Annotated in this window: 19 protein-coding genes and 3 pseudogenes; 9 read left to right on the top strand and 13 right to left on the bottom strand. The window is 71.1% G+C overall.

All coding sequences use genetic code 11. The annotated features are described in order from the left end of the window. Positions 1-240: 240 nt before the first annotated feature. On the bottom strand, positions 241-1,530 hold the full coding sequence (locus ABZX75_RS19450; RefSeq protein WP_355412023.1) for a bifunctional GNAT family N-acetyltransferase/ATP-binding protein: 1,290 nt from the start codon (positions 1,528-1,530) through the stop codon (positions 241-243). A 160-nt stretch (positions 1,531-1,690) separates the two neighbouring features. On the opposite strand from ABZX75_RS19450, the gene ABZX75_RS19445 reads away from it, so the two are divergent. Both ABZX75_RS19445 and ABZX75_RS19440 read left to right on the top strand, forming a co-directional pair. Further along, positions 1,691-3,175 (top strand): hypothetical protein, encoded by a 1,485-nt coding sequence (locus ABZX75_RS19445; protein WP_355412021.1) that lies wholly within the window; start codon positions 1,691-1,693, stop codon positions 3,173-3,175. Between the two features lie 140 nt (positions 3,176-3,315). Then, complete coding sequence (locus ABZX75_RS19440; RefSeq protein WP_355412019.1) at positions 3,316-4,086, top strand: trypsin-like serine protease; 771 nt, start codon at positions 3,316-3,318, stop codon at positions 4,084-4,086. A 167-nt stretch (positions 4,087-4,253) separates the two neighbouring features. On the opposite strand, the gene ABZX75_RS19435 is transcribed toward ABZX75_RS19440, so the two are convergent. The 11 genes from ABZX75_RS19435 to ABZX75_RS19385 all read right to left on the bottom strand — a co-directional run bounded on the left by ABZX75_RS19435 (position 4,254) and on the right by ABZX75_RS19385 (position 20,044). Continuing rightward, positions 4,254-4,751 (bottom strand): NUDIX domain-containing protein, encoded by a 498-nt coding sequence (locus ABZX75_RS19435; protein ID WP_355412017.1) that lies wholly within the window; start codon positions 4,749-4,751, stop codon positions 4,254-4,256. A gap of 37 nt (positions 4,752-4,788) precedes the next feature. Further along, the gene (gene lnt, locus ABZX75_RS19430; RefSeq protein ID WP_355412015.1) at positions 4,789-6,435 is read right to left on the bottom strand and encodes an apolipoprotein N-acyltransferase; all 1,647 of its coding nucleotides are present in this window, start codon (positions 6,433-6,435) and stop codon (positions 4,789-4,791) included. Between the two features lie 86 nt (positions 6,436-6,521). Further along, positions 6,522-7,037: a hypothetical protein gene (locus ABZX75_RS19425; RefSeq protein WP_355412013.1), complete on the bottom strand. Its 516-nt coding sequence runs from the start codon at positions 7,035-7,037 to the stop codon at positions 6,522-6,524. 516 nt (positions 7,038-7,553) lie between these two features. Further along, the gene (locus ABZX75_RS19420) at positions 7,554-9,413 is read right to left on the bottom strand and encodes an ABC transporter ATP-binding protein (RefSeq protein WP_355412011.1); all 1,860 of its coding nucleotides are present in this window, start codon (positions 9,411-9,413) and stop codon (positions 7,554-7,556) included. Beyond that, positions 9,410-9,844, bottom strand: a complete 435-nt coding sequence (locus ABZX75_RS19415; RefSeq protein ID WP_355412009.1) for a lasso peptide biosynthesis B2 protein — start codon at positions 9,842-9,844, stop codon at positions 9,410-9,412. The genes ABZX75_RS19420 and ABZX75_RS19415 overlap by 4 nt, the downstream gene beginning before the upstream one ends. Further along, positions 9,841-10,095, bottom strand: a complete 255-nt coding sequence (locus ABZX75_RS19410) for a lasso peptide biosynthesis PqqD family chaperone (RefSeq protein ID WP_355412007.1) — start codon at positions 10,093-10,095, stop codon at positions 9,841-9,843. The genes ABZX75_RS19415 and ABZX75_RS19410 overlap by 4 nt, the downstream gene beginning before the upstream one ends. Positions 10,096-10,124: 29 nt before the next feature. After that, entirely contained in the window at positions 10,125-11,981 is a 1,857-nt protein-coding gene (locus ABZX75_RS19405) for a lasso peptide isopeptide bond-forming cyclase (RefSeq protein ID WP_355412005.1), read from the bottom strand. 25 nt (positions 11,982-12,006) lie between these two features. After that, a complete protein-coding gene (locus ABZX75_RS19400; RefSeq protein WP_215072813.1) occupies positions 12,007-12,117 on the bottom strand; it encodes a keywimysin-related RiPP in 111 nt (36 codons plus the stop codon). A gap of 571 nt (positions 12,118-12,688) precedes the next feature. Beyond that, positions 12,689-13,138, bottom strand: coding sequence for an SRPBCC family protein (locus ABZX75_RS19395; protein WP_355412003.1), 450 nt, complete (start codon positions 13,136-13,138; stop codon positions 12,689-12,691). A gap of 167 nt (positions 13,139-13,305) precedes the next feature. After that, the gene (locus ABZX75_RS19390; protein WP_355412001.1) at positions 13,306-13,641 is read right to left on the bottom strand and encodes a hypothetical protein; all 336 of its coding nucleotides are present in this window, start codon (positions 13,639-13,641) and stop codon (positions 13,306-13,308) included. A gap of 130 nt (positions 13,642-13,771) precedes the next feature. Next, on the bottom strand, positions 13,772-20,044 hold the full coding sequence (locus ABZX75_RS19385; protein WP_355411999.1) for a DNRLRE domain-containing protein: 6,273 nt from the start codon (positions 20,042-20,044) through the stop codon (positions 13,772-13,774). A gap of 461 nt (positions 20,045-20,505) precedes the next feature. Between ABZX75_RS19385 and ABZX75_RS19380 the strand changes: the two are divergent. The 3 genes and pseudogenes from ABZX75_RS19380 to ABZX75_RS19370 form a co-directional block, all read left to right on the top strand. Beyond that, positions 20,506-21,155, top strand: a pseudogene (locus tag ABZX75_RS19380) (site-specific integrase); the annotation flags it as partial. A 238-nt stretch (positions 21,156-21,393) separates the two neighbouring features. Beyond that, positions 21,394-21,831, top strand: coding sequence for a VOC family protein (locus ABZX75_RS19375; protein ID WP_355411997.1), 438 nt, complete (start codon positions 21,394-21,396; stop codon positions 21,829-21,831). Between the two features lie 105 nt (positions 21,832-21,936). Beyond that, positions 21,937-22,146 carry a hypothetical protein gene (locus ABZX75_RS19370; RefSeq protein WP_355411995.1) on the top strand — a complete coding sequence of 70 codons (210 nt, stop codon included), beginning with the start codon at positions 21,937-21,939 and terminating at the stop codon, positions 22,144-22,146. 130 nt (positions 22,147-22,276) lie between these two features. On the opposite strand, the gene ABZX75_RS19365 is transcribed toward ABZX75_RS19370, so the two are convergent. Beyond that, positions 22,277-22,609, bottom strand: a complete 333-nt coding sequence (locus ABZX75_RS19365) for a hypothetical protein (RefSeq protein ID WP_355411993.1) — start codon at positions 22,607-22,609, stop codon at positions 22,277-22,279. On the opposite strand from ABZX75_RS19365, the gene ABZX75_RS19360 reads away from it, so the two are divergent. The 4 genes and pseudogenes from ABZX75_RS19360 to ABZX75_RS19345 all read left to right on the top strand — a co-directional run. Next, entirely contained in the window at positions 22,608-23,150 is a 543-nt protein-coding gene (locus tag ABZX75_RS19360) for a hypothetical protein (protein ID WP_355411991.1), read from the top strand. The genes ABZX75_RS19365 and ABZX75_RS19360 overlap by 2 nt on opposite strands. 67 nt (positions 23,151-23,217) lie before the next feature. Then, positions 23,218-23,394: pseudogene (locus ABZX75_RS19355) on the top strand (IS256 family transposase); the annotation flags it as partial. A gap of 160 nt (positions 23,395-23,554) precedes the next feature. Continuing rightward, positions 23,555-24,067 (top strand): hypothetical protein, encoded by a 513-nt coding sequence (locus tag ABZX75_RS19350; RefSeq protein ID WP_355411989.1) that lies wholly within the window; start codon positions 23,555-23,557, stop codon positions 24,065-24,067. A 50-nt stretch (positions 24,068-24,117) separates the two neighbouring features. Beyond that, positions 24,118-24,264, top strand: a pseudogene (locus ABZX75_RS19345) (VOC family protein); the annotation flags it as partial. Between the last annotated feature and the right edge of the window lie 5 nt (positions 24,265-24,269).

Genomic DNA, 24,269 nt, shown 5'->3' with positions numbered 1-24,269 from the left:
CACTGTGTCCGTCCGGCCGATGTACGGGCACCCCGCCCGCTGGTTGACTCGAAGGTGTCGCGGAGGGCGCTCAGGACACCCTCCGCGGCATTTCGCGCGTCACGCTCCAGCCGGCGGTACACCCCAACCGGAGCGTGACCGTCCCGCACGGACCTCCAGTTCGTGCGGGAGGCCCGCAGCCGCTTTGGGGAGTGGCTGCGGGCCGGTTGGCCGTCCCCCGCCGCAACCGGGGGACGGAGCTCAGAACCGGGCGTGCGCCGTGATGTCCGCCTCGAACTCCCCCGTCATCGCGGGGGTCACGGTCGGACGGCACTGCGCGACCGCCGCCAGGTAGTCCTCGGTCGTCGCGCCCAGCTGCGCGGCCGCCGCGCCCCGCGCGCCGACCGCCTCCAGGTCGCGCTCGAAGGAGACCTGCGCCGCGATTCGCGCCGCGTGCTCGATGTCGGCCGGCGTGAACAGCTCGGTCGCCGCCACCAGGGCCGCCACGTCGACGTCCGCGCGCCGCTCCGTGTAGCGGGCCCAGATCGCGGCGCGGGCCCCGGCGTCGGGGGTGCCGATCGGGATCAGGTAGTCGAAGCGCCCGGGCCGCAGGAAGGCCGGGTCGAGGGAGCGGATGGAGTTGGTGGCGCACACCAGGAGCCGCTCGTCGCCCTCCCGGAAGCCCGGTATCAGCTTCAGCAGCTCGTTCGTGACTCCGTGGATCCCGCCGGGCTGCGCGGGCTCGGTGCGCACGGGGGCGATCTCCTCGACCTCGTCGATGAAGACGAGTACGCGTTCCAGCTCGGCGATCCTGGCGAAGGCGTCCCGCAGCGCGGTGGCCAGATTTCCCTCGTCCGCGAGGCGGGAGGGCAGCAGTTCCACGAAGGGCCAGCCGAGCCGGGAGGCGATGCCCCGGGCGAAGGTGGTCTTGCCGGTGCCGGGCGGGCCGAAGAGGGCGATCGCACGGGGCGGCCGCACCCCGTGCGAGGCGGCCCGTTCGGGTTCGGCGAGCGGCAGCACCACCCGCCGCTCGATCAGCTCCTTCTCCTTCTCCATGCCGGCGACCTTGGCCCACAGGTCGTTGGGGAGGAAACGGCCGCCGAGGTCGTCGAGGAGGCCCGCCGCCGGGCCGTGCAGCGGCTCCGTCTTCTCGAAGTAGGCGACGGCGGGCTGCCGGGTGTACCCGGCGTTGAGGAGGCCCTCGCCGAGCAGGTCCTCCTCGGGCAGGACGTAGGCGATCCGGCCGACCCGGGCGGCGATGAGCCGCCGCTCCAGCTCGACGAGCAGGGCGCTGGCCAGACCGCGGCCGCGCCAGCCCGCCGCGATCGCGATCCGCATCACCCACGCCCGCTCCCCGGTGACGCAGGCGAGGGCCGCGCCGATCGGAACGCCCTGGTGGACCGCGACCACGCAGGGCTGCCGGTCCGTGAGGGCGCTGATGCACTCGGCGAGCGAGAAGACGGATTCCTGGCCGAGTTCGGCCGTGGTGTCGATCAGATGGACGACTGCGGCGAGATCGCTCTCGCGGTAATCGTGGATGAGCCAGTTCACCGGGTACCGCCCCTCGTTCGTGCTCCTGCGGCGAGGCTAGGCGCGGCCGGCCCCGGCGATCACGCTCCGCGCTGCACAACACCCGGTCCGAAACCCGTCCGTGTCGTCCATAGACTGGTGCCTTCCGCCCACGCATCGCACCGAGGACCCGCGCATCTCCATGCCTTCCCACATATCCGCCGGCCTGCCTTTCCACCTGTCCCCCGGCCGGCGACGGCATCTCGTGTGGCTGCTTCCGGTCGTGTGGACGGTGTCGCTCGGTCTGTGGGGGCTGTCCCGCCAGGACAGCGTGTGGCGGGACGAGGCGGCGACCTGGCAGGTGGCCGGACGGTCGGCGGGCGAGATCTGGGACATGCTCGGCAACGTCGACGCCGTGCACGGGCTGTACTACCTGCTGATGCACGGCCTCTTCGACGTCTTCGGGGCCGGTACGACGACCTTGCGGCTGCCGTCCGTCCTGGCGGTGTCGGCCGCCGCGGCCTGTGTGGCCCTCATCGGGCGGCGCCTCGCCGGGTTCTGGGCGGGGCTCGGCGGCGGGCTGGCGCTCGGGCTGCTGCCGGCCGTGCAGTTCTACCTCCAGGAGGGCCGCCCGTACGCGCTCGTCGCGGCCGGTGCCGGACTGTCGACCCTGTTCCTGGTCACGCTCGTGGCGGACCGGCCCGGGCGGCGGGCCTGGCCGCGCTGGACGGCGTACGGGATCACCCTGCTGGTGTGCGCCCTGCTGAACTGGCTGTCGCTGCTGATCCTGCCCGCTCACGCCGCGACCCTGTGGTGGGCGCGGGCCGGGCGGGGGCTCTGGCTGCGCTGGGCGGCGGGCGGCGCGGGCGCGGTGGCGGGGGCGCTGCCGCTGATCCTGTTCAGCCGCGGCCAGTCCGACCAGGTGTCGTGGATACCGCCGCTGACCTGGCACATGCTGATCGGTCCGGGGATCCTGCTGGCGGTCGGCGGGCTCTGCGCCGGGGTGGTCCGGTGGAAGGGCCCGCGTGCCGGACGGCTGTCGGTGGCGGCGGTCGGACTGCCGTTGCTGGGGGTGCCGCAGCTCGGGCTGATCGGGCTGTCGCTGGTCCAGCCGCTGTTCCTGGACCGGTACGTGCTGTTCAGCATGCTGGGTCTGGCACTGCTGATCGGCGCGGCCCTGGGCGCGGCGGCAGGGGCCACCGCGCCCAGGTTCCCGGGGGCGGCGGGCCTGGTCGTGCCGGGCGTCATAGGGGTGGCGGTGCTGGCGCTGCTGCCGGTGGAGCGGGGCAAGCGGGCTCCGGCGAGCCGGGTCGACGACGTCCTGGCGGTGGCGGGTGAGGTGTCCCGGCTGAAACGGTCGGGGGACGCGGTGCTGTTCGTTCCGGCCGCCCGGCGGGACACCGCGCTGGTTTCCCCCGGAGCCTTCGCCGGATTGGCGGACATCGCGCTGGACCGGAGCCCGGTCGCCTCGGGGACCCTCAAGGGTGAGGAGGCGCAGCCGGCGGGGATCCGGGCGGCGCTGCTCGCCCAGCGACGGGTGCTGCTGGTGACGGATGCGGCGAAGGTCGCCAAGGCGCCGTCGGCGGAGCGGGACAAGGTGAAGGCCGCGGTGCTGGCCGAGCGGTTCACGGTGGTGCAGGACCGGCAGGTCCGGGGCCGCCGGGTGACGGTGTACGAGCGGCGCTGAGCCCTCGCGTCGCGCAGGGTGCCGCCCGGCTGTAGCTTCGCCGTCCGAGACCCGCGGCCTGACGGTTCACAGCCGATTCATATGGAATACCGGGCTCCGGACATAGGTTCGCCGGAGAGGCTCGGGGCATGATCCACCGCATGCCCCAGCACCCCCGGCCTGCCCGCACCCGCGCCCGCCGGGCAGCCCGGATCCTGCTCTCGCTGGCCGCGATGGCCACGATGGCCGGCATGGAGGTGCCCGACGCCGCGGCCGTGGCGCCGCTCGGTGTCACAGCCGAGGCCCTGCCGGGCGCCACCTCGGACCGGGTGGGCGCGCTCTTCGCGGGTGGTCTGGACGGCGGGCACTTCTGTACCGCCGCCGTGGTCCGGAGCGAAGGCCGCGATGTGATCGCCACCGCCGCGCACTGCCTGGGCAGTCCGGACACGACCGTCTTCGCGCCGGGCTACCGGGACGGCGAGGCCCCGTACGGGATCTGGAAGCTCACCGGCGTGCACGTCTCCCGCGGCTGGACCGACGGTGAGGATCCGGACGCGGACATCGCCTTCGCGACGGTGGCCCCGGTGGACAGCGGGGAGAGCGGGTCCGTCGAGGACCTCGTGGGCGGCTTCCCCGTGGCGGCCGATCAGCCGGACGACGCCACGGCGACGGTCATCGGGTACCCGCGCGAGGCGGAGACCCCGCTGCGGTGCGCCAACACCACGGGCTTGTTCTCCGAAACCCAGCGCCGGATCGACTGCCCCGACCTGAGCGGCGGCACGAGCGGCAGCCCCTGGCTGGTGGACGGCGCGCTGGCCGGGGTGCTGGGCGGCCACGAGGGCGGCGGAACCGTGCCGGAGGTCTCGTACAGCGCCGTGATGGGCGACCAGGCGGTCGCCCTGTACCGGGAGGCGGCCCTTTCCGCCGGCTAAGCTCTCCGGCCCGGTCCGACACCGGCCCGGTCCGACACCGGCCCGGTCCGACACCGGCCCGGCCCCGACCCGGCCCCTGCCGGAGCCCGGTCGGACCGCGGCCGGAGCCCGGCCGGAGCACCGTCAGACCGCGGCCGGACGACCGGGGCCGGACCGAGTTGCTTCGCCTAGTGCGCGGCCTCGGGCGCTATCTCGGCCGCGGCCTCGAACCAGGTCGGCTCGTCCCGCAGGGCCCGGTGGATCCGGTCGAGCGCGAAATGCTCCAGCGGCGGCAGCGCGTCCACCTCGAACCAGCCCACTTCGAGGGATTCGTGGTCGTTGACCCTCGCCTCCCCGCCGGTCGCCCGGCAGCGGAAGGTGATGTCCTGGAACTGGCAGACATCGCCGTTGGGGTAGGTGATCGGCCTCAGCATCTGGACGAGGACCACCCGCTCGGGCACGCAACGCACCGCCGTCTCCTCGTACACCTCGCGCGCCGCGGTGTCCGCGGGCTGCTCCCCCGGCTCGGCGATTCCGCCGATCACGGACCACTGTCCGGTGTCGGAGCGCCGGCCGAGCAGCACCCGGCCCCGGTCGTCGAAGACGATGGCCGTGACGGCGGGCAGCAGGAGCAGCCGGCTCCCGGCGGTGGCGCGGATGGCGCGGATGAATTCCGGTGTGGTCATCCCCCGACCCTACGAGGCCCTGGTGGCCGGACCGGCGTCAGGCCGTGCGGCGGGCGCGAATCCGGCGGGTCAGGATCCAGCCGAGCCCGCCCGCGGCGACGACGAGCAGCACGTACTCCGGCAGCGGCCCGACGAGGGTGGCGGGCGTGCGGGTGGAGCGCAGCGGGATCTCGGCCACCAGCGCGTCCGCGGTGAACATCCTGGTCTGCGCGACGATCCTCCCGTCGGGGCGGATCACCGCGCTGACCCCGCTGGTGACGGGGACGAGGACGCTGCGGCTGTGCTCGACGGCGCGGACCCGGTCCATGGCCAGCTGCTGGTAGGTCATCTGGGTCCGGCCGAAAGTGGCGTTGTTGCTCGGTACGGCGATCACCTGGGCGCCGTCCTGGACGGTGGAACGGACGGCGTCGTCGAAGGCGGCCTCGAAGCAGGTGACCATGCCGATCCGGCTGCCGGCCATGTCGAAGACGCCGGGGTCCTTGCCGGGGCCGAAGTCGCGGCGCACCCGGTCCACATCGGAGCTGAAGAGCCGGACGAAGGAGCGCATCGGGATGCGCTCGCCGAAGGGCTGGATCTTGCGCTTGTCGTAGGTCTCGGTGGGGCCCTTGACGGGATCCCAGAGGATCATCGTGTTGCGCAGCGGTCCGCTCTCCGGGGCCAGCACGGAGCCGATCGCGACGGGCACGCCGATGGCCTTGACCGCCTCGTCGATGACCTCGTAGGCGTCGGACTGGGTGAACGGGTCGATGTCGGAGGAGTTCTCCGGCCAGACGACGAAGTCGGGCCTGGGCACCCGGCCGGCCTTGACGTCCTCGGCGAGCTGGACGGTGCGCCTCGCGTGGTTGTCGAGGACGGCGCGTCGCTGCGCGTTGAAGTCGAAGCCGGCGCGCGGGACGTTGCCCTGGATGACGGCGGCGACGGCCGTGCCGTCCTCGGCGGCGTCGGAGACCAGCGGTCGGGCTGCGAGGGCGGCGCCGACCGGTGCGGCCACGGCGAGGAGCGCCAGGGCTGCGGTGGCCCGCCGGGGGTGGTCGCGGGCCACGCGCAGGGCTTCGTACAGCCCGAAACCGCACAGGGCGACGGCGAAGGAGAGCAGCGGAGTGCCGCCCAGCGCGGCGAGCGGCAGGAAGAAGCCGTCGGCCTGGCCGAAGGCGAGTTTGCCCCAGGGGAAACCGCCGAAGGGGGCGCGGGCGCGCAGGGCCTCACCGGCGACCCACACGGCGGCGGCCCACAGCGGCTGGCCGGGGAGCCTGCTGACGAGGGCGATACCGAGGGTGGTGAGGCCGACGAGGAGGGCCTCCAGGCTCACGAGGGCGAGCCACGGGACCGGGCCGACGCCCTCGCTGGTCCAGACGAGGAGCGGCAGCAGGTAGCCGAGCCCGTGGAAGAAGCCGAGGGCGAAGCCGGCCCGGGCGCGGCGGCCGTGCAGGCAGCCGGCGAGCAGGGCGAGGGCCAGGGGGGCCAGCCACCACAGGGGGCGGGGCGGGAAGCTGAGGTAGAGCAGCACGCCGGAGAGGGCGGCGAGTGCGGCGCGCGCCCAGAACGCCTTCCGCGTCCCCTTGTCCGTCCCTGTGTACGTCCCCTTGCCGGGGAGTGCGGCGGCTTCGATTCCGGTTCCCTCTTCGGCCTGGCCGAGGGGGTGCGCGGGCTCTTTCCCGGCCGGGCGGATGACACTGCTGCTCATCTGGCGGAGTGTACGTCCCCGCGGGCCCGGTCCGGTAAGGGCCGCGGTCAGGGTGAGGGCCGCTGTCCTGATCACCGGGACACGGGTCAGTGGGCGAGGGCGCGCAGGTGCGTGCGGATGACCCGGACGGCGTTCTCGGCGTCGTCGACGGTGACCGTGAACAGCTTTCCGTCGCGCAGCCGCAGTTCCACGCCCTCGCCGCGCCGGACGATGATCGCCGTCCCCTTCTCGGGACGCCAGCGGTAGCCCCAGCCGCCCCACTGCTGCGGTGTGATCCGGGGAAGGAACTCGGCGGAGGTCACCTCGGCGAGCCGGATCGTGCGGCGCGGCAGTCCGATGTGGCCGCAGCGCACGTCGAGGGCTTCGGCGTCGACGGTGACGGCGACGTACACGAAGGCGAGGGTGCCGTAGAGGATGAGCAGCCCGGCGGCGAGGCAGCCCACCACGGCCATGAGCAGCGGGACGATGCCGGCGGTCCAGGCACTGTCGACGGCGAGGTAGATGCCGAGCGTCAGACAGGCCGCACCGGCCGCGGCGAGCAGCCACTGTGCGCGGTTGGAGGCCCGGCCGGTCCAGAGCGGGCCCGGAGGGTGAACCGTCATGTGTAGCAGCGTACTCACCTTCCCCATGCGTGCCACCGCCTCTCGCCCACTCGGTGCAGCGCGCGGCACGCCGGGCCGCGGCCGCGCCGTCGTGCGCTGGAGGCCTGCCCGCTCTTGACCTCGACCAAACTTGAGGTTTTACGGTCTGCCGCACGACCACGGGGCCGCCGCACTGTCCATCCGCACGGTCCCCCGTTTGACTGTGGGCCGTGGCGGTCATACACCTGGATGTCCGTGCCCCCGCGCGGCCCGGCAGGTCGGCCGCTTCCCGGATCCGCGTCTTCGCCCGCGTCCAGCCAGTCGGCAGGTTCCACGGCGGGCTCGTAGCGCTCGCGGATCCGAGGCCGGGCAAGGGGTGCGGGTGCGGGTGCGGGGGTTGCCGTAGGCGGGCGCTCGCTTGTCGGGGGTCAGCGCGTACGTGACGGGCCCGGCCGGCCGGTCCTGGTCATGGCCGCGCCGGAGGAAGAGTCCTCGTCAGTCACCCCGTAGGTGGCTTCGGTGTGGTGTCCGCCTGGTTCACAGTGGGGTGTGCGGGTGGGGGCGGGCGGTCGGCACGGGCGAGGGCGGGGTGGCGGCGGGGCGGAGCATCTGGCCGGCGGCCAGCTCGCGGTAGGTGGGGCTGCTGGTGAGCAGTTCCTCGTGGCGTCCGCAGGCGACGGCTCTGCCCTCGTCCAGGACGATGATCTGGTCGGCGTGCTGGACGGTGGACAGTCGGTGCGCGATCACGAGGACGGCGCATTCTCGGGCCACGTCGCGCATCACGGCGGTGAGCGCGGCTTCGTTGACGGCGTCCAGGTGGGACGTCGGCTCGTCGAGCAGCAGGAGGGAGGGCTGGGCGAGGAGGGCGCGGGCGAGGGCGACTCTCTGGCGCTCGCCTCCGGAGAGGGTGCCGCCGCGTTCGCCGAGCATGCCCGACAGGCCGCCGGGCAGCCGTTCGACAACGCCTGTGAGCTGGGCGAGTTCGACTACGCGCTGGACTTCGGCCTCGGAGGCGTTGGGTTCGGCGTAGGTGATGTTGTCCCGCAACGTGCCGTGGACGACGTGGGTGTTCTGGTCGACGACGGCGATGCGGGAGCGGCACTCTGCGCGGCTCAGCTCGGTGGCGGGCCGGCCGTCGAACAGCAGTGCCCCCGAGTCCGGTTCGTAGAATCTGGCCACCAAGGAGAAGATCGTGCTCTTGCCCGCGCCCGAGCGGCCGACCAGGGCCGTCTGGCACTGGTGAGGGGCGGTGAAGGAGATGCCGCGCAGCACAGGCCGGCTCGGGTCGTAGCCGAAGCTGAGGTTCCGCAGGGCGAGGGCGGGCTTTTCGTACGAGGCGGTTGGCCGGGCGGGCTCCGGTGTGCACGCCCGGGCCGGTGTCCGGGTGTGTGAGGGCTCCGCCGGTAGGGACAGCGCCTGCTCGATGCGCTGGTAGGCGCCCATACCGCGCTGGATCAGGCCCACTGCGCGGAAGACCGAGGACAGCGGCAGGACCAGGTAGGAGGCGTACAGCAGGAAGGCGACGAGGTCGCCGAGGGAGTTGGCGTCTGTGTTCACCCGCAGGCCGCCGATGACCAGGACGATCAGGAATGAGCCCTGGACGGCGAGTTCGACGGCCGGGCTCATCACGGAGGCGAGTTTCGCGGTGCGTACGCCCGCGGTGTACGCCGATTCGACGCATGCGCCGATGCGGGCCGCTTCGCGGTCCTCCGCGCGGTGCACCCGGACCATCGGCAGGGCGCCGAGCGCGCGTTCCAGGTCGGCTGCGATGGCGCCGACGGAAGTCTGGATGCGCTCGGAGGCGGTCCGGATGCCTTTGAGGAGCGAGGCGACGATCACGGCGGCGCAGGCCACGGTCGCGGCGACCAGGAGCAGCAGCAGGGGGTCGATCCACAGCATCAGGACGATGGCCCCGGCGGCGACGAGGGCGCCGGTCACCAGGTCGACCAGCGCCTGGGAGACCACTTCTCTGAGCAGGGTGGTGTCGGTGGTGACCCGGGAGATCAGATCTCCGCTGCGGTGGCGGTCGTATTCCCGCATCTCCAGTCGGAGCAGCCGCCCGACCAGGCTGTGGCGCAGTCCTCGTACGACGCGTTCGCCCATGCGCTCCAGGACGAAGCGGCCTACCGCGCCCGTTACCGCTTCGGTGACGAACAGCGCGGCCAGGAGCAGCAGCAGGGGCCCCAGTACCTGTCCGCGTCCGCTCGCGTCCACGATCTGTTTGGCGACGAGTGGCTGAGCCAGGCCCAGGGCGGAGCCGACCAGGGTGAGTACGGTGGCGGCGGTGATGGAGGCGCGGTGGCCGGTGGTGAGCCGGTACATGGTGGCGACCGCGGCCCGGGTGGAGCGGTCGTTCTCGGAGGCTGGCTGTGTCAGGTCTGCGACGGTGTCGGTCATCGGTCCGATCGGCTCGCTGGGGCGACCGTGATGAGCCGGGTGAAGTAGTCGTCGGGTACGCCCTCCTCTACGGGGCGGCCGTCTGCCTCGATCCAGGCGTGTGCTGTGAACGGCGGTACCACGCGCACGCCGGTGCACCAGGTCGGCCAGGTCCCTGTCAGACGGCACAGCAGTGCGGCTCCCAGGGAACGGGGCAGGCAGCCCTTAGGGCCGGCGCAGCGCAGGCTCACCGCGCACATGGCGTCCCGGGCGTTCTTGGCCTGCGCGGTGGTGGCAGGTGTGGCGCCGCGGCGTGCGAGGCCGAGCACGGCACGGATGCGGCGGGGTGGCAGCAGGGAGAGCAGCACAGCGGGCAGGAGGACGAGGCGGGCGGCCGAGCGGCGCGCGAAGGGGACTCCGGTGGGCCGCTCCAGTGCGCTCGGTGTCGTCATTGGGCCAGCCCCGAGGTCCGCAGCTGCTGTACGAGGGCGTCGACGTCCCGCACCGCCTGGGAAACGTCGATGTCGAACTCGTTGGCGAGCGCGGCGACCGCGTCCGTTTCGTCGCCGCCCGCCATCAGGGTGGTGACCACCAGGGTGGCGGTGGGATTCAGCTCCCAGTACTCGCCGGCGCGTTCGTCCAGGAGGACCGTGCCGTAGTCGGTCTGGGCGGTGGAGACGTCGGCACCGAACTTCAATGCCATGCGTGTGCCTTTCTGCTGGGGAGCCGTTGTCATGGGGAGGCGGGCGCTGTGGGCTCGGTCTTACTGTTGAGGCCGCGCAGCCACACTTCGGCGGCGATGGTCGAGTAGAGGATCGCGTCGCGCAGTTCGGGTGTGGCCGGCCGCTGGGCGAGCCGGCGCAGCGCGTCACCGTCCACCAGGCCCAACCGTTCCAGCCGGGAGTCCTCCCACAGTGCCAGCAGATCGGCGCGGTGCTCGCGCAGCCCGTTGGACGCGTCCATGGACGCGGCGGCCTTGTTGGTGCGCCGCAGGCACGCATCGGGGACGATCCCGCTCATGGCGGCGGTCAGGAGGGGTTTGTACTTCCAGGGCGTGACGCGTTCGCTGGGGCGCACCGCCAGGCACGCCTCGATGACGCGGTCGTCCAGGAACGGTGAGGCCATCGGTACGCCGGCCCGCGCGGCCATCCGGTCCCACTGGCGGATGATGCGGGTGCAGGCACGGATCTGGTCGAGGTCGGCGTGCAGGCCGCGGTCTGGGTGCAACGGGACCGCGTTCGCCGCGGCCTCGCGCAGCGCCCGCTGGGCGATCCGTTCGGCGTCGGGGGTGACCCAGCCGAAGAGGCGAGGGGGCATGCCCCAGCCGAGGCTGGTGCTGACGGTGGTGGGCAGTGGGTCGCGCAGGCGGCCGCTGGAGCCGGCCAGCCACTTCCCGTACGGTCGTGAATCGGCCAGCGCGCGGGCCGTGCCGCCCAGTGGCCACTGCCACAGGGCCCGAAAGCCCCGCAGCTGGGAAAGGGCGAACAGCGGCCGGGTGCGCAGCAGTCGGTGGTAGTACGCCTCGGAGCACCAGGCCACATGGTCGCCGCCGATGCCGGTCAGGTGCAGCCGGCTGCCGCGCTCGGCCATGGCGGGCAGGTGGTGCAGGACCCGGGAGCGGTCCATGACGCCGATGGTCGGTTCGTCCAGCAGGTCGTCGATGGTGAGCAGGTCGTTGTAGACCAGCGGTGAAGCGTCGGCGTCCCAGACCACGTGGTCGAGGTCGGGCATCGACCGGGCGGCCTGTTCGGCCCAGTGGAGATCGGTGTCGGCGGGGTCGCGCCCGGGCCAGGTGCTGGCCACCACCTGGGCCGGTGAACGGTCCGCAAGGAAGCAGATGGAGGTGGAATCAAGGCCGCCGGACAGGTCGCAGCTCACGACACCGCCCTGCCGGGTACGGGCGTCGACCGCCGCGGTCAGGGCTTCACGGACGAGGGGCGCGCCTTCGGCGAGCGTGCGTACCGGCTCCGGCGGTGTCCACCAGCGGGAGTGGCGCACGGTCCGGCCGTTGGCCGCGACGATCAGCGCGTCGTGTGGTGACACGGCCGTGACGCCTCGCCACATGGGCGTCTCGGCGAGTGGATGGGGAACCGGCCACAGCAACCGGACCGCCAGTTGTTCCTCGTCCGGTTCGGCGCCGAGCGCGGCGGCGAGTACGTCGGCGCGGCTGGCAGCCACCCGCATTCCGTCGACGGCCGCGTGGAAGACCAGCCGGAGCCCGGATGCGGTGCCCTGCACCCTGATCTGTCCGTCGAGAGCGGCGATGAGATGGAAGCTGCCGGGTAGGGAGCGGGCCAGTGCGTCGAGTTCGGCGAGGTCGCGGAGCCGCCCGGCATGGCGCTGCAGATCTACGGCGTCGATCGGACAGCAGCCGATGACAGCGAGACCGGTGCGGCCGGCGTGTGCGGTGACGATCTCGTCGTCGTGCCAGTGGCCGACGAGCCAGGGACGGCCCGAGGTGTGCGGCAGGGTGCGCGTTCCTGGGCGGGAGAAGGAGCGGGCCACGGCGGCCGCGTCCTCATGGTCGGTGAAGACCGTGAAGTGCGCGTCGCCGGGGCCCGTCCCCGCACTCTCGTGCAGTTCAGTCATGACGTCGATTCAGAACCGCCGGTCGTCAGTTCTTGCTCAGGATGAGCCGGTCGTTGCCGGAGCTCTGCAGGAGCCCGGTCTTCTTCCGGAACGTCCCGAGCTTGGCGAGCGTCGGCGCTTCGTAAGCCTTCTTCATGACGTCTCCCTCACGTGCAGGTGTCACAGCCGTCTCCCTGCCGGCTGTGAACCGGCGGCCGGTTCACAGCCGGCCTGTCCCGGGCTCATCGGGAGCCGGGACGAGGAAGCGGGTGTAGGCAATAGCTACCTGCATCAGCGGACGGCGTGGCAAGGTCGCTCAAGAAATTGGGATCATACGCAAAGAGCAAATGCGGTCGGACGGCTGCGCTGCTGGTCACGGGTTCGTTAAAAACGAAACATCGGGCTACCGAGATGCGTCCAGGGACGGAGAAACGTTTCGACCTGCGCGTCCCCGTACCCGGGGCGGGCTTGCCGAGGAGGGTGCGTCGACGGAACCGGACGGAGCCGCCGGGGCGCACTCCGCTCTCGCCGCCGCGCTCCTTCCCGCGCTCATCCTGCCTGAACGGCTGGAAGATGCAACGCCGTGCCGCCCTCCCGGCCGCCGGGTCGGGGAGGGCACGAGCGGTTCGCGGCCAGCAGTCGGCGTCTTCACCGGCGTACACCCGCCGGGGGCCGGCCATCGGGCCGGCCCCCGGCAGGTACTCACGCAGCAGGGCCGCGTGGCGGTGTCAGACCTGGCCGCGCCAGGCCCCGGTCTCGGTGCCGCGGTCCTCGATGAACTTCTTGAACCGCTTGAGGTCTCCGGTGACCTGGCGGTCGACGAAGCCGAGCTTGTCGGCGATGTTCTCCGCGAGGCCCTCGGGGTCGAAGTCCATACGCAGGGTGACCTCGGTGTGGGTGGGGTCGATGGGGCGGAAGGTGACGATGCCGGACTGTTCGGTCTCGCCGCCGACGGTGACCCAGGCGACGCGTTCGTCGGGGACCTGTTCGGTGATCTCGGCGTCGAACTCCCGGTCGACGCCGCCGATCTTCGTGACCCAGTGGGTGAGGGAGTCGTCGATCTGCTCGATGCTCTCTACGCCGTCCATGAACTGGGGAAACGTCTCGAACTGGGTCCACTGGTTGTAGGCGGTCCTCACCGGGACGTCGACCTCGATGGATTCCTTGACCTGGGACATGGTGCACGGTCCTTCCGGCGAGGGCCGCGTGAGGCGGCCCGGTCGTACGGGGCGAGTGAATGCCTGCCCCCTCGACCGCGTCTACCTGCCGGTAGGACTGCGATGCCCCTCGATCGGCCGTGCTGCCCACCGGGCCATCGGTCCGGGCCGGACTGACCTTCGAAGGTTCAGCCGCGAAGGCGGCGGAAGACCTTCGCGGCCGCCCAGACCAGCAGGACGTTCACCACCGCGCCGCCCACGAGGTAGGTCAGCGGTCCGAAGGGGTTCGCGGTCTCGGTGGTCGCGCTGCCCAGGAGGGCGTTCAGCGGAAGGATTCCGAACACCGTGACCAGCAGGGAACCCGGGAAGGCCAAGAAGTAGAGCACGGCGAGGTAGCCGTCGCCGCCGGCCCCGGCGATGCCGCGGACCAGGCCGGCGGCGGCCATGAGGCCGATGTAGCAGAGGGCCAGGGCCCGCGCGGTGTGCGCGGGGCGGGTCAGGTGGGCGGGGCGCTTCGGGCTCATCTGCTGCGGCCCGCCTTTCGGTGTGTCGGATACGGACGGGCCCGCGGCCCCGTGCAGGGGTCGCGGGCCGGCCCGGCTCATTATTGAACATGTTCAGCGCTGGAGCCAGGCTCCAGGGCTCGAAACCGGTCTAGAACTTGTCGCGGACCACCTTGCGGAGGTTCGCGCCGAGCTTGTCCCAGTACTTCCTGCCTGCCTTCTCGTTGCAGGTCCGGTTGCAGACGGCCGCCAGGCCGCCGAGGCGACCGCGCACCTCCAGCTTCATGCGTCCCTTCGACTTGTACAGGTCGAAGCCGACCCAGCCGCCCGGCCAGTCCGGGTGCCCGACGCGGGCACCGAGCTGGAGGTAGCTCTTGCCGATGCTGTTGACGGTCACCGGGAAGTACATCTCGATGCCCCACATCACCGGCCACAGCGTGAACTTCTGGCCCTCTCGCGTGATCTTGTTGGGGCGTCCGGGGATCGGGAAGACCGCCTTGAAGTGGCTCTTCCAGTAGTTGAACACCTGCTTGTCCGAGGCGCCGGTCCGGCCCAGGTCGTAGTACACGTAGTAGCTGGCGGTGCCGCTGATGTCACGGCAGCCCACCGGGTCCGCGCCGCAGTACGAGTAGGCGTTCGAGCCGCCCGCGTACTGCGGGTCGACCTGGAGGAACCGGCCCGTGCCGGGCTCGTACACGCGCACACCGGTCAGCGAGAGGCCGCTGAGCGTCTCGCTGGAGACCTGGGCGCTGCCCTGCCAGCCGTAGCGCGCCGCGCCCGTGCCGTCCACCGGAACGCCGTACTCGTCGTAGCGCTGCACGACCGAGTTCGCCGCAGTGGCCACGTCCAGCTGGACCGAGACGTCACCGCGCAGGTTGGAGAACTGCAGCACCACACCCCCGCCGGAGGTGACGGCGCCGAGCGAACCGACGATGTCGTTGACGAAACGCGTCACGGTGCCGTCGCTGTTCGCCGCCCAGTCCGGGCTGCTCGACTCGTCACCGTAGTGCTGGGTGACGGTGCCGGTGGTCGCCCAGGTGCCGTCCTCGGCCCGGGACTGCGTCGTGGCGACCGCCATGCGGCCGACGGCGTCGAGGTCCCAGGTGCGCCGCTGGGTGCCGACCGTCTCGGTGCGCAGCACGTCGCCGGTGAAGTACTCCAGGGTCGCGCCGTCCTTGGCGGTGGTGCGGCCGAGCGCGTCGTAGACACGGCCGGAGCCGACCAGGCGGTCGCCGCTGTCGTACGTGTACGACGTGGCGGCGGTCACCGCGTCCGCGGTGCCCGGGTCGCAGTCGTCACCGGTGACCGACTTCGAGGTGCGGTTGCGGTTACCGTCGAAGGCGTACCCGCGGGTGGTGCAGCCCGAGACGGTGGTGTCCCCCGCCTGGGTCAGCCGGTCGGTCGCGTCGTAGCCGTAGTCCGTGGACACCGTGGTGCCGTCGGTCTGGGTACGGCCGACCTGCTGGCCGGTGACGCGGTACTCGGCCACGTCCGCGAGCACGGTGGTGCCGCTCGCGTCGGTGTACTCGCGGGCGGTCGCCCGGCCCACCGGGTCGGTGGTGACCTTCAGCTTGTAGCCGCCCGGCAGCGTCTGCGAGGCGAGACTGCCGTCGGCGTTGTACTGAGCGGTGAAGGTGCCCGCGACGGAGTCCGTCAGGGTGCCCAGGTCGCCTTCGGCCGTGTAGCCGTAGACGCTGGTGGACTGGGTGGAGTCGGCCGACTTCACCGGACGGTCGAGGATGTCGTACTCGGTCGTCGTGGTGTTGCCCGAGCCGTCGCTGTACGAGATCAGGCGGCCCAGCGTGTCGTACGCGTAGGTCACCGTCTTCCCGCCGGAGGACTGCGTGAGCGTGCGGCCGGTGTCCCCGTCGAAGGTGAAGGTGGTCTCCGGGGTGGCGGTGCCCAGTCCCCCGGTGACCGAGGCCTTCACGCGGCGGCCTGCGTCGTCGTAGGTGACGGTGCTGGTGCGGGTGACGCCGTTGGCCGTCTTGGCCGTTGAGGTGACACCGCCCCAGCGGTTGTACTGGTAGACGGTGGTGGCCAGTTCGGCCGGGTTGGACCCGCCGCCGGTGATGGCACCCGCCGGAGCGGTCTTGCAGAGTTTGCCGGCCCACTCGGGGCGTGCGGCGCACGCGCCGGTGCCGTCGGCCGTGTAGTAGGTGTAGGTCAGCGTGCCCGCGTCACTGCCGTTGGAGGAGGCGAGGCTGGTGGAAGCCAGCCTGCCGTCGGCACGGTAGGTGGAGCGGGTCGCACCCAGCTGAGTGCCCTGGGGGTCCTTGTTCGCGATCTCCTCACCGGTCGTCCAGTCGTACGTGGTGGCCGTAGTGCGGACGTCGGCGTCCTGGGGGTAGCCCTCGATCGCCGCGCCGGTGGACGAGGAGGTGACCTGTCCGGAGACGGCGGCCTCGACGGGACGGCCTTCGTCGTGCCGGTACACGGTGTGTGAACGGGCGGCCACCTGCGCACCCGCGGGCAGCGCCGGGTTGGCGCCGGAGGCTGCGACCGCACTGCCGAGGGTGACCAGGTGCAGCGGGCCGTACGCGTGCGTCATGCGCTGACCGTCGGCCGTGTAGACGGAGGCGGTGGACAGCCGCTCGGCGCGCTCGGCCGTGGACAGGCCGGTCAGGCCGAGCGCCGCGAGCTTGGCGGCGGCGTCCGGGCCGGTGCCCAGGGCGAGTTCGCGGTTGGCGGCGCTGAGGGAGCCGACCGTGTTGCCGTGGCCGTCGAACTCGGTGGTGGACAGGCCGCCGCCCGGGGTCGCCGTGTTGGTCTCGCGGCCGTTGGCGTCGACGTAGGTCACCGTCGCCCGGGCGTAGCCGTCCGCCGTCAGGTCGGCGCCGGTGGAGGAAGCCGGGACCAGGTCGGCGGCGAAGACCGCCGTGGCGTCGGCCGGGACCTCGTTCTGCGCCCAGGTGTTAACGGCCGCGGCGCCCATCTGGTAAGGCGCCTTGGCGCCGGTCAGCGGGACGTCGTAGACCACCGTGCTCGTCGCGGTGCCCTCGGTGACGTCCGCCGTGCCCTGCTTGAGAGCCGCCCGGGTCACCTTGAGGAGCATGCCCTCGCCGGAGGTGAGGGAGGAACCGGCCTTGCCGTAGTGGAAGTTCAGCGGCTGGTCGGAACCCGACATCATCCAGAAGACCCGGTTGCCCGTGTCGTAGGAGTACTGGACCTGGGTGCCCTGCGAGTAGTGCGGGTTCCACTGCTGGCGCAGCCGGCCGCTCTTGTCGTAGCGGTACGCGGACAGCGCCTCGTCACGGGCGGTGGAGGCACCGGGGTCGGTGGCCCACAGCTTGATCTCCTTGACCTGGCCGGCGAAGTCGCCGAATTCCGCGGCCGAGCTCCAGCCGGTGGCCGTGGTGGCCGTCGCGTAGACGAACTCCACGACACGGCAGCCCTTGGTGGAGGGCGTGGCCTGGCAGGTGGCGGCCGGGACCGCCTCGCTCGGGGAGATCAGGTACTTCGGGCGGGCCACCGTCTCGGTGCCCTGGGTGACCGTCTCGGAGACGACGGTGACCGTGGAGTCGTCCACGGCCGCGGCCGAGGTGGCGAGGGTCCAGGTCGTGGCTGCCGGACCCGCCTTGGCGAAGACGGTGACGGTGGCGTCCGTGCCCTTCAGGGTGAAGGTGCTGCCGGTCAGCGAGCCGCTCAGGCTCAGCGTGCCGGCACCCGCCTCGGGCTGCCAGCCGCCGCCGGCCGTGGCCGTGAACGCGGTGGAGTCGCCCGCGGCGGTCAGGATCTCGACGGAGGTCGCCGAGGTCTTGCGCAGCTGGGTGTAGCCGCTGCCGGAGGTTTCGGCACCGATGGAGGAAACCCAGCCCGGGCCGTAGATGGCCGCCTGGCCCTCGGAGTCCGCCGGGTTGGCCCGGGAGGACGCGGTCCGGTTGACGGAAACCTCGAAGGCCTGGACGTCCTTGGCGCCGAGCTTGTAGTCACCGGTCAGCAGGTTCAGGGAACCGGGGCCGACCTGGGCGGAGGGCGCCTCGCCCGCGTTGCGGTCGACGGCGACCGAGGCCTCCGGGGAGGCGTCCGACAGCGTGCCGTCGGTGAACACCGCGCGCACGTCGACGGAGCCGTCGTTGCTCAGGGTGTCGGTGACGTTCCACCACAGCGAGTCGGGCTTGCCGCCGGTGACGGCGACGGGCCAGGCGCTGATGGCGGTGCCGTCGGAGCTGCGCCGGACGTTGGGCGCCGGCACGTCCTTCCAGGCGTCGGTCTCACCGTGGCGGTACTGGTAGCGCACGCCCGTGTAGGTGCTCTTGCCCTCGGCCATCAGAACGGCCCGGCGCGCGGGCCGGTCGCCTTCGGCGGGGGAGATCAGGGCCGCACCCTTGCCGGCCGAGAAGACGTAGGTGACGTCGGCGGAGGTGTTGCCGGCCGCGTCACGGGTGTGCGCGGTGACGGTGTGCGGGCCCGCCTTGAAGGTGAGCGTCTTCGACACGGCGGCGCCGGTCGTCGCGACGGTCACCCACGCGCCGGAGTCCAGCTTGTACTGGATGTCCTTCACGTCGGTGGTGGGCGGGGTGAAGGTGAACGAGCCGGTGAAGTCGCCGTTCGCGTCGGCCGTGCCGGACCACTGGCCGGCGGGGAAGGCAGTGGAGGAGATCGCGGTGTTGGCGGGCTTGGCCGTGTCGACGGTGAAGGTCTGCCAGGCGGACCAGGTGCCGTTCCACGTCGTGCCGTCATAGACGGCCGCGCGCCACTTGTAGCTGCCCGGCGCGAGGGCCGTGGTGGGGGTCCAGGGTGCGGCCACGCCGGAGGCGGTGAACGCGGACTTGCCCGCCTGCAGGGCGGCGGTGCCCGTCGGCGTCCAGATCTCATAGCTGAGCTGGACGGTGTTGCCGTCGGCGTCGGTGGCCTTGGCGGTCAGCGTCGGCGTCGTGTCGGCGGTCGCGGCGCCCGAGAGCGGCGACACGGGGACGGCCGCACCCGGCTTGGTGTTGTAGTTGACGGTCAGCGAGGGCTCGTAGGTCGCGTTGTGCGACCCGTCCGTCTGGTTCGCCGAGTGGTAGCGGCGCCAGGTGAGGGCGTCGCTCTCGTTCACGGCAGCGATGCGCACGCCGTGGTTCGGCTGGCCGTCGGCCCAGGCCTGGACGATCGCGTCGACGTCCCAGGAGACGTGGCCGGCCGGGCACGAGGAGCTGTAGCCCTTGGCGGCGGTGGAGGTCACCGCGCCGGCGGTCGTCGTCGCGGGCTGGTTGGACCAGCTGATCGCGGACGGGTCCCAGGCGGCGGTGATCCGGCTCACCTGGTTGCCGGAGCCGGCCGTCGAGCAGGTGGAGGAGTAGTACGAGTACAGCCGCAGGTCCGTGTCCAGGATCTGCTTGCCCTTGTACTTGTCCACGTTGAACTGGAGGAACGAGCGGGCCTTCTCGGCGCCGTTGTACGTACCGGACTTCAGCTCTGTCGAGCCGCGCTGGGAGGTCAGGTAGTCGTCGTACTGGATCCAGGTGTCGGTGACCGGACCCATCAGCGAGTCGGTCGGGTCGATCGTCACCGGGTAGGTGAGCTTGGGGTCGCGCAGGAACTCGAGGCTCGGCTTGAGGACCAGGACCTGACCCTTGCCGTTCTTGTTCTCCTCGATCTCCACCTCGACCGGCGCGATGTGCTCGGCGTCGCCGGAGGCGCGGTCATAGGAGGAGTCCCACATGACCGGGGCGGGCGCGGTCGCCTTGGCCGCGTTCGCCGCGTCGTTCCAGCGCAGCCGCTTGTCGGCGGTCTCCGTGAGCTTCAGGCCGGTCGCCTCGACCGGAATCCGGTACTCCACAGCCGTCTTGGGCGCCTCGTGGAGGACGACGGAGTGGGAGAAACCTTCCTTCAGGGCGGTGACGACCAGGTCGCCGCCGCCCGTGACGGCGTTCTCGTACGTCGCGGTGGAGCCCTTCAGCTTCGGCGCGGGCAGCTTGCCCTCCCAGCCGATGCCGAGGGAGTGCTGTCCGCGGCCGACCTTGACGAGGGCCTCGGCCGAACCGCCGTCCGAAAGCGCCACATCGGCCGCGGCCGACTTCGGGCGCACGACGTCACCCGTGTCGACGAGGCTGGTGTCGATCGGCTGCCAGTGGCCCTGGGCGTCCTTGACGCGGATGGGGCCGGTGTACGTCTGCACCGAGGTGCTGCCGTTCGGCTCCGCGAAGGACGTGGTCGAGTCGGTGCGCTCGTCCAGGATCTCGATGCTGCGCTTCTGCAGGCGGGCGAGGAGGTGTGCGGTGGCCGCGTCCTGAGCCTCGGCGGGGCCGAGGGAGGGCTTGGCGGCGGCGGTGGCGGCGGGGCCGGCAGCGGGGGCTGCGGCCGCCTGTGCAACGAGAACGGTCTGGGCGGCCAGGACGACCGCCGTGGCACCGGCGACGGCCTTGAGCCGCCACGGCGCCCGCCCTCCGGCGGGCGGAGAGGAGCTCTCCACCGCCGGAGGTATGGAGGATTGGTTCACTGAGTGTCTTTCTCAAGTAACGGAAAAACGGACTGATCTTCGCACCTCCCGAATGCGACAACAAAGCGCCGGAAGACGCACGTTGTGTAGGTCACATCCACCCTCCGCGAAACACCCAAATCGCCCGGCGAATTCGGCATGACAGGCTTCAAGTCGTCATTCAAGGCATGAATCAGCTGTGGACCAGGACAGACTGACGTACCGGGAAATCCCCCGGAGGGGCCTTACGGCCTCGGGCACGCTGTCCGTGAAGCCGGGGCATGGCAGTGATACTTCGGGGAGCCGTGCCGCACCGTCCTGTTCCCCCAGGCACACTGACCAGCCTGGTCCGGTGCCGCCCCCGAAGACGGGCGGCAACGCCCTGACGGCCGCGCCTGTCTCCACTGACCGTGAAAAGTGAGACAGGCTACGGATTCGACGCTCAGGTCTTCCCAGTACCGCAGTACGACCATGGCCCGGGGCCGGCCCGCTCGAAGATGGCGATCGACCGGCTGATCGCGCGGCGTGAGGTGCACCTGCGGGAGAAGACGCTGTGGCCGATGCTCTATGAGACCGTCGCCCGCGCCGAGGAGAGCCCGGGCGTCAACATCGAGGAGCTGGACCTCGCCGGGCGCCGGGCGCCGGGGGCCGGGCTCCGGTGAAGGCCAAGGGCGGTCGTCCTCGTACGCGTCGCCGCGGTGCCGTCCGCGAGGATTCGTCCTGGAGACGGTCAGCTGGGACACGGGTACCGCCCGGCTGCTGCCCCGCCTTCTCAGGGGCCGTACTCGCGGCCCGGTGTTCGTCATCCACCGCAAGCCAGGTCCCGGCAAGGTCTTCAGCCCGCGCGACATCTGCCCGGACACCCGGCCCGCCGGCCTCTCCTACGGGCAGGCCCGGGTGCTTCTGGACGAGCACACGGCCCTGGGCAGCGAGCCAGGCACGGGCTGGGATCTGCATCAGTGGCGGCACTCCGGCCTGACCCACCTCGGCGGGGGTGGGACGAGCTTGCTCATGCTGATGGCGAAGTCCCGGCACAAGAAGGCGGAGAACGTACGGAAGCATTTCCACCCCTCCCCGGAAGGCGATCGCCGAAGTCACCGGCCTGCTCGCGCCGCGCGACCGCCGACGCTGAGCACGGGCGGGTTGCCTCCCGTACGCTCCTTCGTTGTACTGGGGCGTGGCTACAGCTCACCTGCGCCCGGATGCGACGTTCCCCAAGTCCGCCAGGACCTCCTCCAGTGGAGACGCTGTCAGGATCGTCATCCCACGGCTCAAGGTCCCACTCAGCGCCAAGAGTCGGCCGCATGCGCCACAACCTGGCAGGTGCGGGCCCGTGGAGACGACGAAAGACCCGCCTCTACGATGGACCGATGGAGTCGATCAAACAGTTCCAAGTCAGCTTCGACTGCGCAGAACCTGAGCGCGTCGCTCGTTTCTGGTCCGAGGTGCTGGGGTACGTCGTACCGCCGCCGCCAGAGGGGTTCGCTACGTGGGACGATTTCGATCGCGCACTGCCCCCTGAGCATCAGGGTCCAGCGTTCGCATCATGCGCTGATCCCTCAGGTGTGGGCCCGCGACTGTTCTTCCAGCGCGTTCCCGAAGGCAAGGTCGTCAAGAATCGGCTGCATCTCGACGTGCGGGTCGGCACGGGGCTCGTGGGTGAAGAGCGCCTGGCCGCACTTGAGGCCGAGTGCGCACGACTGGTCGCGCTCGGCGCGGTACGCGTGCGACTACTGCCTGCCGATGACGACAACGAGTCGTGCCTCGTGATGCAGGACATCGAGGGCAACGAGTTCTGTCTCGACTGAGTGGCCGCGAACGCGGCGCCTTCGCGAGTCGACTGGTGCAGTGCCCCATCACGAGGGTCGCCGTACCGCGGCGCGCCAACGCTCCTGATCCAGAACCACCGTTCGGTGCCCACGAGCAGGGACCGGTACGGGGTGGGCGCCGACCGCGTCAACGACATCAACGACGACCAGCTGAGGGTGATCCGGCCACTGCTGGCCACCCTGCTGCTGATCCGCCAGCCCGTCGACGCCCGGCACGGCCTGTGGCAGTTCGAAGAGGTCCGGCCCGGCCCGCCCCCGACCCGACGGCGACGGTGGGGCCCGGGACACCGCTGACCGGGTCTACCGCCACCAGTGGTTCGTACGCCCCCACCCGGCGCATGTATCCCGACCAGGACGACCCGAGCGGCTACTCCCGCGAGTGGGTGAGCCCCTACCTGGTCACCCCCGCCGGGTGCGCGGACGGTCATGAGGAGTTCTCGTACAGGAAGTAGCATCGAAAACGATCATGGTCGCGAGCTAGCAGCTCGGCGTCCGGCCACGGCGGTACTCCGATGCATGAGTCTGCCCCGACCGACGTGCCGCCCGCGCTCAGCAGACCGGAGTGGGCCTCCCACGGCAGGGGGGCGCCACCCTGAGGGTCGAATTTTGCCAGCGGATCGTTCGCTACGCGCGGTGGCACGGTGGGCGGCAGCGGAGCCGCGTCGAGGCGGTCCGGTCCCTTCATGCAGCCTGCGGCGGCGGCCATTGCCACGACCACGATGAGTGCTGAACAACGCTGTAAGAATATCGCCTTCATGAAGGACTCCATCTTCACTGGCATAGATGATCGCCCTAAGGGAGAATTGGGTGTGAGAATGAGGGTCTCTTCAGACGCTGTCCCGGCATTGCCATCGCCCGTATCCGGCCTGGCTGTTTTTTCGGAGACGCCAGGTATAGGCAGGAGCGCCTTGACCACTACGAACCGCTGGCACCTGCAAGGCTCTGGGGGTCACACTTACTCCGGCGAAGAAGCTCGACAGCTGCTTCGCAGTCGACGGGACTGGGGGAGCCAGGAGACGTGGTTCGAGAATGACGCCGGGCGGCTCTTGGCCGTAGTCACCAACGGCGAACGCGCGATGGTCGTGTTGTTCAACGGGGCAGACGACTCGGGTGAGCATCTCGCCGATCCGCGCGGCGAAGGCTCCTCTGGTGGCTATCTGCTGTCCAACGGGCAGGTGGACACCTACGCCGACCGGGACACTGTCGCCTTCGACGTGGGGGGTCATGTCGTGGCGTACTTTATCGAGCACGGTATCTGGCCCGCCGAGGTCACCGTCGAAGGCGGCCGCGGTGGGTGACCGCGACGAAGGTAGGCCACGGGCGTGTGGTTAGAACGCCTATGCCGCCCGCCAGGACTGGGACAAGATCTCCCGTGTCCTCAAGCCCGTCTACACCGCCCCGACCGAAGAAGCTGCCCTCGAGCGGTTCGCCGAGTTCCGAGTTCGCCGACGACTGGGGCAAGAAATACCGGGCGACCGTGAAGCTGTGGAGAACGCCTGGGAGGAGTTCACCCCGTTCCTCCGCTTCGACACCGAGATCCGCCGCATCGTCTGCACCACGAACGCGGTCGAGTCTGTTAACGCCAGGATCCGGCGGTGGTCAAGCCCGCGGCCACTTCCCCAACGAGACCGCCGTCCTGAAGTGCGTCTACATGGCCATCATGTCGCCGGACCCCACCAGCAAAGGCCAGCGGCGCTGAACCATGCGCTGGAAGACCGCCCTGAACGCCTTCGACATCACCTTCGACATCACCTTCGACGGTCTCGACTCGACCGCGCCCCTCGTCGCAGACAGCCTCGAGGGCTACGACGTCCAGGTCGGCGCGACAACCGGCAAACCCAACCTCTACGCGGAGGCCATCGCGCCCCTGCCCGACGGAGCACCCGACGCCACGGCCGAATCCTGCGCGGAAGCCATCGACCGGAACGGCACATGGGCCGCCGATGCCGTCACGGGAGCACGGTTCTGCCTCACGACGACCGAAGGCCGCTATGCCCACCTGCGCGTGCTGACAGCCCCCCCTCGGGCACCAAGAGTGCCCTCACATTCGAAGCGACCGTCAGGAACACACCCTGATCCTCGAAGGCGTACACGCTGGCGGGATTCCCCCTGCGGGGCACGAGGCGCGCCCGCCGCAAAGCAGTGGCCGGCCCGCCTGCGGTCAGAGGGCGAAGCAACAGCGGTACAGAGCCCGACCGTGCCAACCGCCTCCTGAGTCAGCCCCGCCACCCGTACGACAAACTCCTCAGCGAAAGCACGTGAGAGGCGGAGCTGGTACAGGAACCGGCCGACCGGTTCCACGGGGACCGGACCGCCCTTCTGCGCGCCCCTTCCGGACACCTGTGGGTGCTCCTGACCCACCTGGAGGACGTCACCAAGGAGCAGCTGACACGGCGGCTCGCGGAGGTCTGACCCTC

The organism is Streptomyces sp. NPDC003038, assembly GCF_040611115.1.
Lineage (GTDB): Bacteria > Actinomycetota > Actinomycetes > Streptomycetales > Streptomycetaceae > Streptomyces.
This window is presented reverse-complemented; position numbering and strand designations above follow the sequence as displayed.

Coding starts and splice junctions, on each gene's coding strand:
- ABZX75_RS19445 (WP_355412021.1), top strand. CDS start 1,691: ATGCCTTCCCACATATCCGCCGGCCTGCCTTTCCACCTGTCCCCCGGC.
- ABZX75_RS19440 (WP_355412019.1), top strand. CDS start 3,316: ATGCCCCAGCACCCCCGGCCTGCCCGCACCCGCGCCCGCCGGGCAGCC.
- ABZX75_RS19435 (WP_355412017.1), bottom strand. CDS start 4,751: ATGACCACACCGGAATTCATCCGCGCCATCCGCGCCACCGCCGGGAGC.
- lnt (WP_355412015.1), bottom strand. CDS start 6,435: ATGAGCAGCAGTGTCATCCGCCCGGCCGGGAAAGAGCCCGCGCACCCC.
- ABZX75_RS19425 (WP_355412013.1), bottom strand. CDS start 7,037: ATGACGGTTCACCCTCCGGGCCCGCTCTGGACCGGCCGGGCCTCCAAC.
- ABZX75_RS19420 (WP_355412011.1), bottom strand. CDS start 9,413: ATGACCGACACCGTCGCAGACCTGACACAGCCAGCCTCCGAGAACGAC.
- ABZX75_RS19415 (WP_355412009.1), bottom strand. CDS start 9,844: ATGACGACACCGAGCGCACTGGAGCGGCCCACCGGAGTCCCCTTCGCG.
- ABZX75_RS19410 (WP_355412007.1), bottom strand. CDS start 10,095: ATGGCATTGAAGTTCGGTGCCGACGTCTCCACCGCCCAGACCGACTAC.
- ABZX75_RS19405 (WP_355412005.1), bottom strand. CDS start 11,981: ATGACTGAACTGCACGAGAGTGCGGGGACGGGCCCCGGCGACGCGCAC.
- ABZX75_RS19400 (WP_215072813.1), bottom strand. CDS start 12,117: ATGAAGAAGGCTTACGAAGCGCCGACGCTCGCCAAGCTCGGGACGTTC.
- ABZX75_RS19395 (WP_355412003.1), bottom strand. CDS start 13,138: ATGTCCCAGGTCAAGGAATCCATCGAGGTCGACGTCCCGGTGAGGACC.
- ABZX75_RS19390 (WP_355412001.1), bottom strand. CDS start 13,641: ATGAGCCCGAAGCGCCCCGCCCACCTGACCCGCCCCGCGCACACCGCG.
- ABZX75_RS19375 (WP_355411997.1), top strand. CDS start 21,394: ATGGAGTCGATCAAACAGTTCCAAGTCAGCTTCGACTGCGCAGAACCT.
- ABZX75_RS19360 (WP_355411991.1), top strand. CDS start 22,608: ATGAAGGACTCCATCTTCACTGGCATAGATGATCGCCCTAAGGGAGAA.
- ABZX75_RS19365 (WP_355411993.1), bottom strand. CDS start 22,609: ATGAAGGCGATATTCTTACAGCGTTGTTCAGCACTCATCGTGGTCGTG.
- ABZX75_RS19350 (WP_355411989.1), top strand. CDS start 23,555: ATGCGCTGGAAGACCGCCCTGAACGCCTTCGACATCACCTTCGACATC.